The organism is Mycobacteroides franklinii (assembly GCF_002013895.1).
In the GTDB taxonomy this organism is placed as follows: domain Bacteria; phylum Actinomycetota; class Actinomycetes; order Mycobacteriales; family Mycobacteriaceae; genus Mycobacterium; species Mycobacterium franklinii.
Window position 1 is genome coordinate 319013 of the sequence record NZ_MAFQ01000003.1, and the last position, 14691, is coordinate 333703.

Below are 14691 nucleotides of genomic sequence, written 5' to 3' on the forward strand. Positions count from 1 at the left end.
CAGTCAGTTTGTCGCTAACTCCGGTATCTGACTTTTGGTAAGCGCGGTGGTCGCAGCCGATTCGTTCGTTAGGAAGTGGCCCAGTTCGGTGATGGCACTCATCAGTGGAGCCGGGAAGACGATGGTGGTGTTCTTCTCGACACCCAGTTCAACAAGGGTCTGAAGATTCCTCAACTGCAGGGCCAACGGATGCTGCATCATGGTGTCGGAGGCCTCCCCCAGCGCTGTTGCGGCGCGCGCCTCTCCCTCGGCGGCAATGATTTTGGCGCGCTTTTCGCGCTCGGCCTCTGCTTCGCGGGCCATCGCCCGTTTCATGCCGTCGGGCAGTTGTATGTCTTTGAGTTCCACCAACGTGACCTCCACTCCCCAGTCCATGGTGGTGACATCCAGAATTTTCCGGATACTGCCGTTGATGGCCGATGTCTCTGCAAGCACTTCGTCCAGCGCATGTTGGCCCACCACGTTACGCATGGTCGTCTGAGCGATCTGATTGATTGCGGCATGGACGTTTTCGATCGCAACCACAGCCTTGCGAGCGTCAATCACTCGGAAATAGGCAACTGCGGCGATGTCGATGCTGACGTTGTCTCGCGTGATGATTCCCTGCGATTGGATCGGCATGGTCACGATGCGCAGTGACACGCGCCAGAGCCTATCGATCACCGGAATAATCAGCCGCAATCCGGGTTCGCGAACGCCAATCACCCGCCCCAGACGGAAGTGTACGCCCCGCTCGTACTGCTGCACGATGCGCACAGCACCCAAAGCTAAGAGCCCCAACACAATAACGGTGATGATCGCTATTGCAAGAACAATTCTTGCAGTCATGGTCTTCCCGACCTTTCCTCGCGGTGGTTAACACCCTCTGCAGATCCGATCCTGCCGCCCACCACCCCCCTAGACGAGGGAAATTGATACGAATCGACCGGGACCTAGGTCACCTGTGCGGCGATAGACACGGGTCGCCGAGTTGTTCGCCTCAGCGACTCCATAATGAGTACGCAGCAGCGACAATGGCGTAGTGGACTTCTATTCGATCTACCGGCAAGGCTTCGCCCGTGTAGCTGCGTGCACGCTACGCACGACGATCGGTGATCCCGTGGCCAATGCCGCATCGGTGCTGCAGATGGCCCGCGAATGTCACGCCGACGCAGTGGCTTTGGCAGTATTCCCGGAACTGACCTTGTCGGGTTATTCGATCGATGACATCGTCCGACAGGACACGCTCCTCGATGCAGTTGAGGAGGCCCTGCAGCAGGTGGTGGTCGGAGCGGGCGACCTATTACCGGTTCTGGTCGTGGGAGCACCCCTGCGTTATCGACACCGCATCTACAACTGCGCGGTGGTGATCCACCGAGGCGCAGTCCTCGGAGTGGTACCCAAGTCGTATCTGCCCACGTACAGGGAGTTCTACGAACGACGCCAAGTTGCGCCCGGCGATGATGTGCGCGGCACCATCGCCATCGCCGGCGCCACGGTCCCGTTCGGGCCCGATCTTCTATTCGCTGCCACGGACCTCCCCGGATTCTTGTTGCACGTCGAGATCTGCGAAGACATGTGGGTCCCCGTTCCACCGAGCGCGCGGGCGGCCCTCGCCGGCGCCACGGTGCTGGTCAATCTCTCGGGCAGCCCGGTCACCGTCGGCCGTGCCGAGGCCCGAAGGTTGCTCGTGCGTTCGGCGTCAGCACGCTGCCTCGCGGCGTACGTCTTCGCAGCAGCGGGTGAGGGCGAATCCAGCACCGATCTGGCGTGGGACGGTCAAACCTTGATCTACGAAAATGGTGTCCTGCTCGCCGAATCGGAGCGATTTCCGCAAGGTCCGCGGGCGTCTGTGGCCGATATCGACCTAGAGTTGCTCCGCTCCGAGCGGTCGACCGTGGGAACCTTCGACGACAACCGTCGTCATCTCGGCATCGGTGAGGAGTGGGCTCGACGCATCGAATTCACTCTCGAAACCCCCGCCGGAAACGTCGGCCTGCGCCGGGTCGTCGAGCGATTCCCATTTGTTCCCGCCGATCCTGAACGGCTGCAACAGGATTGCTACGAAGCCTATTCCATTCAAGTCGCCGGCCTGGAGCAGCGGTTGCGCGCGCTGAACCACCCGAAGGTGGTGATAGGCGTGTCGGGTGGAATCGACTCCACGCATGCATTGATCGTCGCCGCCAGGGCAATGGATCGCTTGGGCCGGCCACGCAGCGACATATTGGCTTTCACAATGCCCGGATTCGGCACCGGTGACCGGACCAGACACAACGCCATCGCGTTAAGCCAAGCGCTCGATGTCACGCTTGAGGAGATCGACATCCGCGACGCCGCAGAGCTGATGTTGACCCAGTTGCGCCATCCTTACGCACGTGGCGAGAAGGTCTACGACGTCACATTCGAGAATGTGCAGGCCGGCTTGCGCACCGACCATCTGTTCCGGTTGGCGAACCAGCGCGGCGGCATAGTGCTGGGCACCGGTGATCTTTCGGAGATCGCACTCGGTTGGTCAACCTATGGTGTGGGAGACCAAATGTCCCATTACAACGTCAACTGCGGGGTTCCGAAAACGTTGATCCAGCACCTCATTCGCTGGGTTATCTTGTCCGGGCAGTTCACCACCGAGGTCAATGCCCTACTGCAGTCGGTTGTGGACACCCAGATCACCCCCGAGTTGGTGCCTGCGGGCGAGGACCAGGTGGTTCAAAGCAGCGAGGCCATCGTGGGTCCATATGCACTGCAAGACTTTTCCCTCTACTACGCATTGCGCGGATTCAGGCCGTCGCGGATCGCATTCTTGGCTTGGCATGCGTGGCGGGAGGCCGACGACGGAAGGTGGCCACCCGGCTATCCGCCCAGCCAGCGACCGTCGTACTCACTCAAGGTGATTCGCCATTGGCTTGAGATATTCGTCGAGCGTTTCTACGCCTTCTCCCAATTCAAGCGTTCGGCGATGCCTAACGGACCCAAGGCCTCGTCGGGGGGCGCACTCTCTCCGCGTGGCGACTGGAGGGCACCGTCGGATATGTCGGCTCGTGTCTGGCTCGACGAGATCAGACGCCACGTGCCCGCAGATTAGGCGTGCACGCCGACATTGGCGACATGCCCGCGGCTCATTCACTGAGCTTGTCGGGCAAACGACCTGCGCATAGAGGCCGTAAGTCACTACTGAATCCAGCGCTCGCGGTGAACGCTGACGACATGATCGAGATGGGTCGCGAAGGTCTCGACGATTCCGTTCGCCGCGGCCGGTCGATCGACCGGCCGTCCCACAGCGGTGCGGAGCCCGGGCCGGCCCGCGAGCTCTCGCTCGATCTCTACCGGGTCTCGGCCGTCGTCATTGTGGTGCTGGGCCATTGGCTGGCGTCCGCCGTGAACTATCAGGACGGGCACTTCGTCTATCTGAATGTGCTCGTCGAGATGCCTTGGACGCAGTGGCTGACTTTGATATTCCAGGTAGTCCCGGTGTTCTTCGTGGTGGCCGGCTACGCCAATGCGGCGTCGTGGACGCGTTGGCGTGACACCCACGGCGATCGTGCCCTGGATTGGATTCGCCATCGCGTGACCACAACACTCGGGCCAACCACTGTGTATGTCGCGGCCGCGCTCGCGGTGGTAGGCGTGCTGTGCGGAATCGGTATGGGCGGAACGACTGTGGAGCTGGGCGCGTGGGCAATCGCCATGCATCTGTGGTTCCTACCGGTGTATCTCGCCACGGTGTCACTGACGCCGTGGCTGGTGTCGGCTCATCGACGACGGGGGTTGGCCGTACTGGTCGCGCTGGCGCTCTGCGCCGCCGCCATCGACATCGCCACGCTCGGTGCGGGAGTGCCGGTGATCGGTGTAGCGAACTATCTGTTCGTATGGACCGCGATCTACCAGATCGGCGTCGCCTGGTTCGGCGGAGCATTGACAGGGCGGAGCCCGATTCTCTTGGCGGCTGGTGCGGCAATCACACTGGCAGCTCTGGTGTGGCTGGGCCCGTATCCGGTAAGCATGCTGGGAGTCCCCGGCCAGCCGGTGCGCAACAGTTCACCGCCGACTATCGCATTACTCGCATTCGCGGCCGTCCAATCGGGGCTGCTGCTTGCCGCGGCACCGGCCGTGACGCGCTGGTTGCAACGCTCGCGCTGGCGACGGCTCCTCATGGTGGTGAACGCCAATGTGATGGCGCTGTACCTGTGGCACATGATCGCGGTGGTTGTGGTGGTGCTCGTCGGCTATCCGGCACATTTGATACCTCGGCCAACGCTCGGTTCGGGCGCGTGGTGGCTATCTCGAGTGGTGTGGGTGGCGACCCTGCTCGCATTCACCGCGGCGATCATGATGTTGTTGTCGACATTGCGGTCCCGTATCCAGCGGAGAACGCGTGCGATACCCGTTGTCGCACTGCGGGCCTCATCGTGGTTGAACGCACTTTTGCTCGTGGTGGGCACGGCGATCGCGGCGGCGGCCCTGGCGCAGTTCGCTGTTGCGGGATTCGCCCCGAATGGGAAGTTTCCGGCGCTCGCCGCACTGGTCTATGCAGCTGGCGTGGGGCTGGTCGCCCTCTCACATTCATTGACAACACCATCACGAGCGCATCAAACATCTAGCGGCAGAGCGTGATCCGCGCTCGGTACAGACCTCTAACCGTGGCAGCGCAATGGATGGCTAGACAGGATCGCGTTCTAGCCGAAGAACATGTTGCGCCGGCCCGCCAGCAGCCGGTACAGCGTCTGCTGAATGGTCTCGCGCACCTGATCGGTGACATCGAAGGTCACCATCGGGTCGTCGGCGGCGGCTTCGTCGAATCCGTCGGTCGGGATCGGCGTGCCGAACTCGATATGCCACTTGGACGGCAGCGGGACCAGCCCGACCGGACCGGCCGCCGGGAACAGCGGGGTCACCGGGAAGTACGGTAGGCCGAACAGCCGGGCGATCACCTTCAGGTCGGCGATCATCGGGTAAATCTCCTCGGACCCGACGATCGAGCACGGGATGATCGGCGCCCCGGTGCGGATGGCCGCCGCCACGAAACCTCCGCGGCCGAACCGCTGCAGCTTGTAGCGATCCTTGAACGGCTTGCCCAGCCCCTTGTATCCCTCGGGGAACACGGCGGTCAACTCGCCCGCGGACAGTAGCCGGTGCGCGTCAGACGTGCAGGCCAGCGTATGGCCGGCTTTTCGCGCCAGCTGCCCCAGGAACGGCGCGTCGAACACCATATCGGCGGCGAGGTTACGCAGGGTGCGGTTGCCCGGGCAGCGGTCGTGCACGGCCACCGACAGCATCAGCCCGTCCAGCGGCAGCACACCTGCGTGGTTAGCCACCACAAGGGCTCCACCGGTAGCCGGGATGTTCTCCACCCCGGTCACGTCCACTCTGAACCACCGGTTGAACAGTGGCCGCAGCAACGGAAGTAGCAGCGATTCGTTGAGGTGTTCATCGAAGCCGAAATCATCGACGCTGTAGTCGCCACCGACGCGGCGGCGAATGAACTCAGTCACGGCGGCAATGTTGGCCGCGAGCGCGGTCAGCGACTCCTCATCGCCCACGGGTGCGTTGCCCTGTGCCGCGCGGATCTCGTTGAGGTCATGGATTACCGCGGCCGTGTCCGTTGCCGGGGCGTCGTTGGTCAACGCTGACGGGTGCCGCCTACCGGCATCGGCCCGCGCCTCGGCCCGGCGAGCGCGGGCAGCATGGCGTTCCGAATTAGCCTGCAGTTGAATGACTTTCGCCTTTGTCTCGCCGGCCATGCTTTTCACCTCCACCCTATTTCTACGAACTGATCTTCTGCGCGAATGCCACCGCGCGATCTCCCAATGAGCGTACCCACTCCGGCTCGATAACTGGAGTGATCCCGCGACCCCTTACGTAATCTCCGAAGGCCCCGATGGTCGTCCACTTGGGCTGGTATCCGAGCTCGGATTTCATGCGGGTGATGTCCATGGCCCGTCCGTATGCAAGCCAGTCGCGCTGCTCGGAGCTCAGTTCGGTGTACCTGGTGCCCTTGGTGAAGGACGCGATCGCGGCTACCGCAAACGACGGCACGGGAATACCGAGTTGCCCGGAACGGCGGACGGCCTGCGACATCATCATCATGCCGTCGGCCGCGATGTTGAACGTGCCGGCCTTACCGGCCATGGTGGCGCGTTCGAGCGCACCCAGCGCATCCTGTTCGTGCAGCAGCTGCAGCCGAGCATCGCGCCCGAGCATGGTGGGGACCACCGGGCCCGCCAGGTAGCGAGCCAGCGCGGTATCCATACCGGGGCCGATCAGATTGGCCAACCGCAGGATCGTCACCGCGACATCGGGACGCCGCCGACCCAAGCCACGCGCATAGCTCTCGATGTCGATGCTGTCCCGGGCGAACCCGTCGGCCGGTGGGCGGCGTGCGCTCATCTCTTCGGTGAACATCACCGGGTCGCGAGCACTCGCCCCGTACACCTGCGCGGTGGATTTGACGACGACACGCTGCACCGTGGGTGCCTTCTGGCACGCCGCGAACAGCTGCATCGCGCCCATCACGTTCAATTCCTTGAGCGCGGCACGCCCACCCGAACGCGGCGAGTACGAGGCCGACGCGGTGTGCACCACCGTGTCGACCTCACCGTTGCGAATGACCTTCGCGATGAATGGGTTGCGGATATCGGCCCGTACGAACTCGGCCCGGCCCATCCTGCGCAGCAGGTCCTTGCTTGGAGCGACAGCATCCACCGCGATGACGCGGTTGATCATCGGGTTCTGTACCAGGCGCGCAGCCAGGTAGCCCCCGAGGAATCGGCTGGCCCCGGTGACCAGCACCACCCGTGGGTAATGCAGATTGGTCTCACCGGTGCTCACGGACGAAGCCTATCCATCACAGCACCAATGGGCATCCCGAGCGGATGCCCACTAACGCAAGGTTTACTTACCGAGTTTTCTGCGCTGAACCCGGGTGCGGCGAAGCAGCTTGCGGTGCTTCTTCTTGGACATACGCTTACGCCGCTTCTTGATAACTGAACCCATGAACTCCTGCTAACTACTTTGAAATCGTCTTTACCGTGGACGCGTGCACAGCGGCTTATGCCAGCCGTACACAAGGCGCCCTAACCCCACAAAGGCTTACGCCAGGGTGCCGCATGACTCTACCTGCTGCGGCCTCAGGTCAGGAAACCGGCAGAACCGGATAGCCCGCCGGGGGACACCTCCCGCTTGCGACTGCCTATCCGGCGTCGAAGTAGGAGGCCTGCAGCAGATCGTTGACCGCCTTGGCATGCACACGGAACGACCGGCCGACCCGCACCGCGGGCAGCTCTCCGTTGTGCACCAGCCGGTAGACAGTCATCTTGCTGACGCGCATCAGCGCGGCGACCTCGGCGACTGTAAGGAACTGAGCCTTCCCGGACTGGCCAGCGGCCGCCGCGTCCCGGCCCGGCTTGGCGCCGGCCCCGTCGCGTGCGGATGGCCCATTCATTGACGTCATCGCATACCCATTTCCCTAGGCACGTGTCGTGCCGCCAATCTTCCCCATCGGCGGTACGGACACGCACGTGCTAGAAGGAGAATAGCGGGACCAGTGGGGTTACTGATACCCGTGTGGGCTAATTGATCAAGATTTGGTTAAATTACTCTGATGTGATTCCGAGCTGCTCGGAGCGTGTTTTTGCGGCATCCACAGCCGCATAGACGCTTGCCCGCAAACCTCCGCGTTCCAATTCGCGCAGCGCAGCGGCGGTAGTACCACCCGGCGAGGTAATCGTCGCGCGTAGCTCGGCGGCGGTCGTATCGACCTCGGTACGGGTCTGGAGCCCGGGGGCACGATTTCCGTCCGATTCGGCTCGTTCCAGGAGCATCGCGGCGGATCCGGCCATGGTTTGGATGACCAGATCGGTGGCAACGGGGCGAGCCAGACCCGACGCGACACCCGCATCGACCAGCGCCTCGACGAGCAGAAAGAAGTACGCCGGGCCCGATCCGGACAGTGCGGTGACGGTGTCCATCTGTGATTCGGCCACCGTAATAACCGAGCCCACCGACTCCAGCAGCTCGGCGACGGCGCTGAGCTGCTCGTCATTCGCGAATCGTCCCTTGGCCAGGGCGCTGACCCCGGCGCCGACCAGCATCGGGGCGTTGGGCATCACGCGCACCACCGGCGCTCCGGCGGCCAACTTGGATTCGAAGAAGCTCGTGGAGACCCCGGCGGCCACCGACACCAGCACCTGGTCGGTCTCGCGTTCACTACCCTCGGCATCCAGTTTCGCCAGCGCAGCGGCGATCTCCGTCGTCGCGCTCTCCACATCGGACGGCTTGACTGCCACCACGATGAAATCGGCGCCCTCGACGGCGTCGGCCACTTCGCTGATCCGGATGGAGTACGCCTCCGCGAGGGCCTTGGCCCGGGCCGGAACCTTCTCCGAGACGACGATGTCCTTGGCTTGCCGTCCGGCCCTCAACAGCCCGGAGATAAGTGCTTCGCCGATATTGCCGCCACCGATAATCGCGATTCTGGACATGCCGACCAGCATGGCAGACCAATTACCACGTCAGGAAACGGCTTTCCGGGCATGCGTGGGGTGCCGTGAGCAGTATGTGGGCGCCAATATCCACATTCGGCCGGGTTTGTGACTATTCGCAGACCTGACCTGCGGTAGTAGCGCGAAGATCGATATCCGGACTACAAGTTACATATGTCACAACCGCAGCGTCGCGTGCAGACGGCCCCTGTTGTCGCGCCCAGTCCCGGCCGCACCGATCTGGTCGGCGGGGTGCACGGCTGGGCCCGTCCCGAATTCGACCGGGTGGTCCGGAAGTTCGCGTCGATGTATGTCGACCGCATCGGTGGCGGCGCGCTCTGCGCGTATGTCGACGGCGAACAGGTGCTCGATATCTGGGCCGGTGAGGCGCGGCCGGGCATGTCCTGGACACACGACACCGCGCCTCTCGTGTATTCGGCATCCAAGGGGGTGACCGCCACCGTGATTCATCGGCTGGCCGACCGCGGGCTGCTGGCCTATGACGCTCCGGTGGCCCGGTACTGGCCGGAGTTCGCCGCCAACGGCAAGGAATCGATCACGATCCGAGAGGTCTTGGCGCACAAGTCGGGACTGGCCGCACTCGCCCCGCTGGCCTCCACACCCGAGGAACTGCTCGACCACGAGCTCATGGAGGAACGACTCGCCGCCGCACCCGTCGGACGCTTCTACGGGAAGGCCGCCTACCACGCGATGAGCTACGGCTGGCTGCTGGCCGGGCTCGGACGGGCGATCACCGGACACGACATGCGCGCGCTGTACCGGGCCGAGATCGCCGAACCCCTTGGGGTCGATGGCATCCACCTGGGGCGCCCGCCGGCAGATTCGCCGACCATTCCCGCCGGAATCTACGCGCAACTCGACAAAGCGGTGAACACTCCGTTCCTGTCTCGTGGCCTGTCCATCGGAGCACGCCTCGTCGACGCCATCCCGGCCGCGCGGGGGGCCACCGGCGCGATCCACGTCCCCGGGGCCGAACGCATCATCGCCGACAACGGGCACACCAGCGCACCGCTGTTCGACACCCAGATGGGCGCGGCCAACGCCATCTGCACCGCACCGGCGCTGGCCAAGCTCTACGCCGCGTTGAGCAATCGAGGAAGCGTCGACGGTCGGCAGCTGTTGTCGGCCGAGAAGACCGCCGAGCTTGCCCGTGGGCGCGGGATCAGGCCCGGCCTTCCTGTCACCCGGGACATTTGGGACCTCGGCTACCACTGCTTCCCGGCCCCGGGCCTGGTGGGCGGTTTCGGCCACATGGGCGCGGGCGGTTCCACCGGATGGGCAGACCCGAAGCGCCACATCGCTGTTGGGCTAGCACACAACCACCTGATACTGCCCAATCCGATGCACAATGTGGCCTTCCCCCGACTATGGGCCGCGACCGTGCGGAGCGCTCGCTAGGCCGTGGCGGCCAGTGCCTGCCGATCCTCGGCGGCGAACGTGTCCTCCAGCTGGAGCGGCGAGTAGTCGAGGTCGATCTCTCCGAGCGGGCGGCCGCGGGCGCTGCTGATGGTTCCGAATCGGCGCATGCCTTTGTCGGCGGAGTACTGCATGAACTCGTCGAGGGAAAGCCCGAACGGGGTATCTTCCCCGTAAAGTCCGAACCCTTCCTCGGTGAGACGCAGGGCGATCGGGATGAGTTCGTTCATGCGAGCCTCGAACACCGACCAGTTCACATCGTCGGCCGCGACGTGACGACGGCAGGTGAAGGTGCCCCAGGCCATGTGGCGCCGCTCGTCGTCGCCGATCCGGCGAACCAGCTCCTGCATACCGGGGAGGATCCCCCGGTCGACGCAAATCTTGTGCCACGCATAGTATCCCGTGAGTGCGAGCATGCCCTCCACAACGTGGTTGTAGGTCACCGAGGCGCGAACCTGCGCCGCCGGCGACGGGTCGGAGGCGAGCCGCCCGAGAGCATCGGGAAGTTCCTCGAAGAAGATCTCGCGATACGCGGGAAGCTCATCGAGATATCCGTGCAGGTCCGCGCTGACGCCTACCGCGTCGAGCCATAGCCGGAACACCTGAGTGTGCTTGGCTTCCTCGAAAGCGAACTGTGTCAGGTACATTTCGTCACCGAGTCGCCCCTCGGCACGCATGGCCGACATGAATGGCTGGATATCCTGGGTCACCGACTCCTCCCCCGCGATGAACTGTGCGCACAGCCGGGTGGCGTAGTCACGTTCGCGATCGGTGAGCGACTCCCAGTCGGCTCGGTCGCGCGAGAAATCGATACCGGCCGGGTCCCAAAATTTCGCGTTACCACCCGCGAACAGCTTGAGCGGCAAGGAATCCCAGTTGAGCCCTCCGGCCTGCAGCGATCCATACTGTGTGCGCGTCATAGGGCCTCCTAGTGTCGACATTGACCTAGTACCCATGCTGAATGTGAGGCGGCTCACAATCAAGGGCTCAGCCCACTGGCATCTGATCGAGAATCGCACGGGTCGCCAGCTCCGCGCTCTGCGCGGCCCCACCGATGGTCGACGGGAAGTCGGTCGCGGTCCAGTCACCGGCGAGCGCCAACCCGCGCACCGTGGTGAGCTGCGGCGGGCGGGTGCCGGCCGTACCCGGACGTTCGCTGTACGTGGCGCGCGGCATCCGCACGACCTTGGCGTGCACCAATTCCGCATCCCGGGCTGCCGGATAGTAGTCGCGCAAGAACCGCATACAGGTGTCGACGATCTCGCTACTCGACTTCAGTGAGTTCAACGCATACGCGGCGCTGACCGTGATCTCGTACGAATGCAGTCCGCGTTCGCCGCCGTCGTACCCCACCATCTTCTGCCGATCGAAGACTTGCTCGACAACACCTTCGCCGCCCACCAGGGCGTCGAGGATGGTTTCCAATCCCAGCGATTTATCGAGTTACAGGTACACACTCACCAGTGGAGCGGGGACGAGATTGGCCGCCGCCCGGTACAACTGCTCATGCCCGGGTACCGCGTCGAGCAGTCCCTCGATCGCCCAGGGCGGGACGGCGCAGATCACCGCATCGGCGGCAATGAATTCGCCATCGGTCAGCGTCACGCCGGTAACGGCGTTGTCATGCACCGTGATTGACTGAACACCGGCACGGCCACGCACCTCACAGCCATGATTGGCAAGCACCTTCTCGGCGCCGGTGACGAACAGTGACGTGAAGTCCACGGTGGAGTACAGCAGCGATCCGTTGCGCGCAGCACCGCGTCCGCGCCGGGCCATGGTGACCAGCAGATTGCGGAATGCGCTGGCGGAGATGAGGTTCGGCTTCTCGTTGTGTGCGCCGATGATCAGAAAATCGATCCAGGTGTCGCGGGCTATCTTGGGCATCCCGATGCGGTCAAGCCACTGTTGCGCGGTGATGGTGTCCAGATCACTGGGAGGTCGGGCGCAATCACGGACAATCCGCATGTAGGCACGCCACACCCGGAGCCGGTCGGCGATGCTCGCGGCGGGAAGCCACGCGAATGTCCGGAACAGTGAGGTGTCATCCACCTCGCCCCCGGGCAGTAGTCTGCGTGCATAGGTTCCCGACTGTGCGGCCAAAAGGTCTCGCGCCCCGATGGTTTCGAGGTAGCGCAACAGCTCCTCCATCGATCCGGACATGACGTGCACGCCATTGTCGGCGACGTCGTCGACCTGGGGAATCTCGATCGAATGGGTGCGGCCGCCCAGCGTGGCCCGGCGTTCCAACAGCGTCACCCGGTACCCCGCCTCGGCCATCCACACCGCCGAGGCGAGCCCTGCCACCCCGGCGCCGATCACCACGCAGTGCCGGGAACTGTCAGTCACGGGCGGCACCCAATCCGTGCGTGATGTAGTCGGCGAAGTAGCGACGCACCGCCACCGGATCCGACAGGTCGATCACGATGGGCGGAAGCACTTCGATGCTCATCAGGGTTCGGATGATCCACTCGGCGGCCTCTTCCGGCACGATGCGACGCGGAATCTCCTTGCGTTCCTGCGCTTCCCGTATGCGGGGCGTCCAGAATGCCACGGAGCGCGCCATCAGGTCCTCGCCGCGCTCGTCAAGGATGAGCTCTAGCAGATCGGTGGTGTGCAGGGCCAGGTGATCCGTCCAGCGGCGATGCTCGCAGATCCCCGCGGCAGCGGCCGAGACCTGATCGACAAGCGTGCTCTCGGCACCTACCGCCGCGGCGAAGAACTCGATGAATGCATCGGCGAGATAACCGAATGCGGTGTCGATGGCGGCCTGCTTGCCACCAAACCAGTTGTACAGGGTGCTACGGGATACCCCAGCCTGTTCGGCCGCGGCCGACAGATTGAACCGTTGCATACCCGACCGCACCAGCGTCATGGCGACTGCCGCCACGATGGGTTCGGGAATATCGTCGCGCGGGTTGTCCGCCGTCGCCACCTTCATGTTGGACACAATATGAAAAAGTGTCCAATTCGTCAATGGCGCTTTCGGGAGGTGCCGGCACCCCGATTTTCAGGGCCGGCGTTAAGCAGGCACGCAGACGATGACCGGGATGTCCCGGTCGGTGTTCTTCTGGTAGCCCGCGTAACCCGGGTTGACCTTGACGATCGCCGGCCACAGTGCGGCCTTCTCCTCGGCGGAGGCTGTGTGTGCAGTGAAGGGACGTGTCACGTCATCCACGGCGATTTCGACTGCCGGGTTTTTGACGAGATTCTTGTACCAGGCCGGGTTGTCCGTGCCGCCGCCGTAGGAGGCCACCAGCACCACCCTGCTGGGCTCGTAGATCGGCGCGGTCAGCAGTGTGCCGCGACGCTGGCCCGTCTTGCTGCCGATGGTGTAGAGCTCCACCGGCTGCATGCCCAGCACCTTCTTGGGATAGCGACCGCCGGTGAGCGCGAGCACCGCGCGGTGCCCGTTCTCCAGGAACCAGGCGCCAATTCGGATGGCCCAATCGGGTTGCTTGCTCACAGATATCTCCTAAACCGGTTCACAGATGACGACGGGAATGTCTCGGGTGGTGCTGCGCTGGTATCCCGCGTACGGGTTGCCGACGCCGCGCGTGATCTCGGGCCAGAGTTCGGCCTTCTCCTCGGCCGAAGCGGTGCGCGCGATGTAGGGCTTGGTCTCGCCGCGCACGGTGATCTCGACATTCGGATTCGCGACGAGATTCAAATACCAGGCGGGGTTATGGGAGGCTCCGCCCAGCGAGGCGATCACGACGATGCGCTCGGGCGTGAAGATGGGCGAACTCAACAACGACGAGCGGCGCTCACCGGACTTGCGTCCGATGGTGTGCAACTCCAGTGTGGGCATGAAACCGAGCTTGTGCGGCCAGCGACCGCCCGTCAGCTTCAACAGCGCCCGGTGCCCGTTTTCCAGTACCCAGGCGCCGCCCTCGGCGAGCCAGTCAGGTGTCTTCTGCTTGTCGCCCATGCCCGTCTCCCTCGTCAGGTAGCCCGATCAGTTTACCGGCACCATGGCGAGCTGGCGAGACTGCACCACCAGAGCGCCCTCGGAGTCGATCACCGTGTGTTCGGAGTCAAACCAGTGTTGGCCGATCTGGTTGGTGCTGCACAACACTCGCAACCAGCCGTCCGCAGGCAGCGTACGTAGATACGTGGTCAGCTGCACGGTGGGCGCCCAGCCGAAACGCCCCAGCGGGAAGGTCACCGGCACCGAGATATCGCCGCATACCAGGGCGAACAACCCGTCGGGGGCCATATCGCGCGGGCGTGCCCACAACACGATCTCGGGCTTGCCGCGCTCGCTCAGATCGCTCATCGACCGCAGCGAAGGACGCACATCGATCCCGCCGAACAGATGGAAGATGTCCCCCATCGGATGCCCCTCGGCAATCGGGGCCACTCCGGGCGGCGGTTCGGCGGGCAGCTGGGTGAGAGCGGGCGGCAGTGCCGTCAGCAGCGGGCCCACATGCAGTTCTGGCGTGCCGAGGGTGACGACGGCATGTACCGCGGTGCGGTCGCCCTGGATGAGCTCAGCGTCGACGAGAGAGATCTGCCTGCCGCGTTTGCGTACGGAGGTGCGCACCTGCATGTCACCGGGAGACGGGGCGAACAGATAGCTCGCGCTGACGGCGATGGGCTCACTCTCGCCCGCGGATGAGCCGCTTGCGCGAAGACCTTCGGCAAGCGTCTCGCGCGCCGCACCCGCGAGCAGCGCGAGCATGACACCGCCGTGCAGCTTGGGTCCGATGGTCCAGGTGTCATTCAGGTGCGCGTCAAACAGTCCTTCACCGGCCGGGGTGAGAGACATTGCGTGCGCGAAGGGGGCATCAACCAC

The 14691-nt window shown here is 64.0% G+C and carries 16 protein-coding genes; 3 read left to right on the forward strand and 13 right to left on the reverse strand.

Annotated features, from left to right (window positions below; translation table 11 throughout):
* Positions 1–3 precede the first annotated feature (3 nt).
* Entirely contained in the window at positions 4–828 is an 825-nt protein-coding gene (locus tag B4393_RS05445) for a slipin family protein (RefSeq protein ID WP_078333244.1), read from the reverse strand.
* A 193-nt stretch (positions 829–1021) separates the two neighbouring features.
* On the opposite strand from B4393_RS05445, the gene B4393_RS05450 reads away from it, so the two are divergent.
* Both B4393_RS05450 and B4393_RS05455 read left to right on the forward strand, forming a co-directional pair.
* A complete protein-coding gene (locus B4393_RS05450) occupies positions 1022–3061 on the forward strand; it encodes an NAD(+) synthase (protein WP_078333245.1) in 2040 nt (679 codons plus the stop codon).
* 122 nt (positions 3062–3183) lie between these two features.
* Positions 3184–4590, forward strand: coding sequence for an acyltransferase family protein (locus B4393_RS05455; protein ID WP_236743112.1), 1407 nt, complete (start codon positions 3184–3186; stop codon positions 4588–4590).
* A 62-nt stretch (positions 4591–4652) separates the two neighbouring features.
* On the opposite strand, the gene B4393_RS05460 is transcribed toward B4393_RS05455, so the two are convergent.
* From B4393_RS05460 to proC, 5 genes are all read right to left on the reverse strand, one after another.
* Positions 4653–5717 (reverse strand): lysophospholipid acyltransferase family protein, encoded by a 1065-nt coding sequence (locus B4393_RS05460; protein ID WP_078333246.1) that lies wholly within the window; start codon positions 5715–5717, stop codon positions 4653–4655.
* A 22-nt stretch (positions 5718–5739) separates the two neighbouring features.
* On the reverse strand, positions 5740–6804 hold the full coding sequence (locus tag B4393_RS05465) for an SDR family oxidoreductase (protein WP_070938382.1): 1065 nt from the start codon (positions 6802–6804) through the stop codon (positions 5740–5742).
* Between the two features lie 63 nt (positions 6805–6867).
* Positions 6868–6969 (reverse strand): 30S ribosomal protein bS22, encoded by a 102-nt coding sequence (locus B4393_RS05470; RefSeq protein WP_003402602.1) that lies wholly within the window; start codon positions 6967–6969, stop codon positions 6868–6870.
* A 196-nt stretch (positions 6970–7165) separates the two neighbouring features.
* Positions 7166–7426: a helix-turn-helix domain-containing protein gene (locus B4393_RS05475; RefSeq protein ID WP_070938381.1), complete on the reverse strand. Its 261-nt coding sequence runs from the start codon at positions 7424–7426 to the stop codon at positions 7166–7168.
* 142 nt (positions 7427–7568) lie between these two features.
* Positions 7569–8456 carry a pyrroline-5-carboxylate reductase gene (gene proC / locus B4393_RS05480; protein ID WP_191988848.1) on the reverse strand — a complete coding sequence of 296 codons (888 nt, stop codon included), beginning with the start codon at positions 8454–8456 and terminating at the stop codon, positions 7569–7571.
* Between the two features lie 174 nt (positions 8457–8630).
* Here proC and B4393_RS05485 point away from each other — a divergent pair, with 174 nt between their 5' ends.
* Positions 8631–9875 carry a serine hydrolase domain-containing protein gene (locus B4393_RS05485; RefSeq protein WP_078333248.1) on the forward strand — a complete coding sequence of 415 codons (1245 nt, stop codon included), beginning with the start codon at positions 8631–8633 and terminating at the stop codon, positions 9873–9875.
* Here B4393_RS05485 and B4393_RS05490 read toward each other — a convergent pair.
* The 7 genes from B4393_RS05490 to B4393_RS05515 all read right to left on the reverse strand — a co-directional run bounded on the left by B4393_RS05490 (position 9872) and on the right by B4393_RS05515 (position 14691).
* Positions 9872–10813: a R2-like ligand-binding oxidase gene (locus tag B4393_RS05490; protein ID WP_078333249.1), complete on the reverse strand. Its 942-nt coding sequence runs from the start codon at positions 10811–10813 to the stop codon at positions 9872–9874. The two genes, B4393_RS05485 and B4393_RS05490, sit on opposite strands and share 4 nt — an antisense overlap.
* Positions 10814–10880: 67 nt before the next feature.
* On the reverse strand, positions 10881–11318 hold the full coding sequence (locus tag B4393_RS28350) for an FAD-dependent oxidoreductase (RefSeq protein WP_330359269.1): 438 nt from the start codon (positions 11316–11318) through the stop codon (positions 10881–10883).
* An 18-nt stretch (positions 11319–11336) separates the two neighbouring features.
* Positions 11337–12242: an FAD-dependent oxidoreductase gene (locus B4393_RS28355; protein ID WP_330359270.1), complete on the reverse strand. Its 906-nt coding sequence runs from the start codon at positions 12240–12242 to the stop codon at positions 11337–11339.
* The gene (locus B4393_RS05500) at positions 12235–12834 is read right to left on the reverse strand and encodes a TetR/AcrR family transcriptional regulator (RefSeq protein ID WP_078333250.1); all 600 of its coding nucleotides are present in this window, start codon (positions 12832–12834) and stop codon (positions 12235–12237) included. Before B4393_RS05500 ends, B4393_RS28355 begins: the two co-directional genes overlap by 8 nt.
* Before the next feature lie 81 nt (positions 12835–12915).
* Positions 12916–13359: a nitroreductase/quinone reductase family protein gene (locus tag B4393_RS05505; RefSeq protein ID WP_070938375.1), complete on the reverse strand. Its 444-nt coding sequence runs from the start codon at positions 13357–13359 to the stop codon at positions 12916–12918.
* A 9-nt stretch (positions 13360–13368) separates the two neighbouring features.
* Positions 13369–13824, reverse strand: a complete 456-nt coding sequence (locus B4393_RS05510) for a nitroreductase/quinone reductase family protein (RefSeq protein WP_070938374.1) — start codon at positions 13822–13824, stop codon at positions 13369–13371.
* 27 nt (positions 13825–13851) lie between these two features.
* Positions 13852–14691 carry a thioesterase family protein gene (locus B4393_RS05515; protein WP_078333251.1) on the reverse strand — a complete coding sequence of 280 codons (840 nt, stop codon included), beginning with the start codon at positions 14689–14691 and terminating at the stop codon, positions 13852–13854.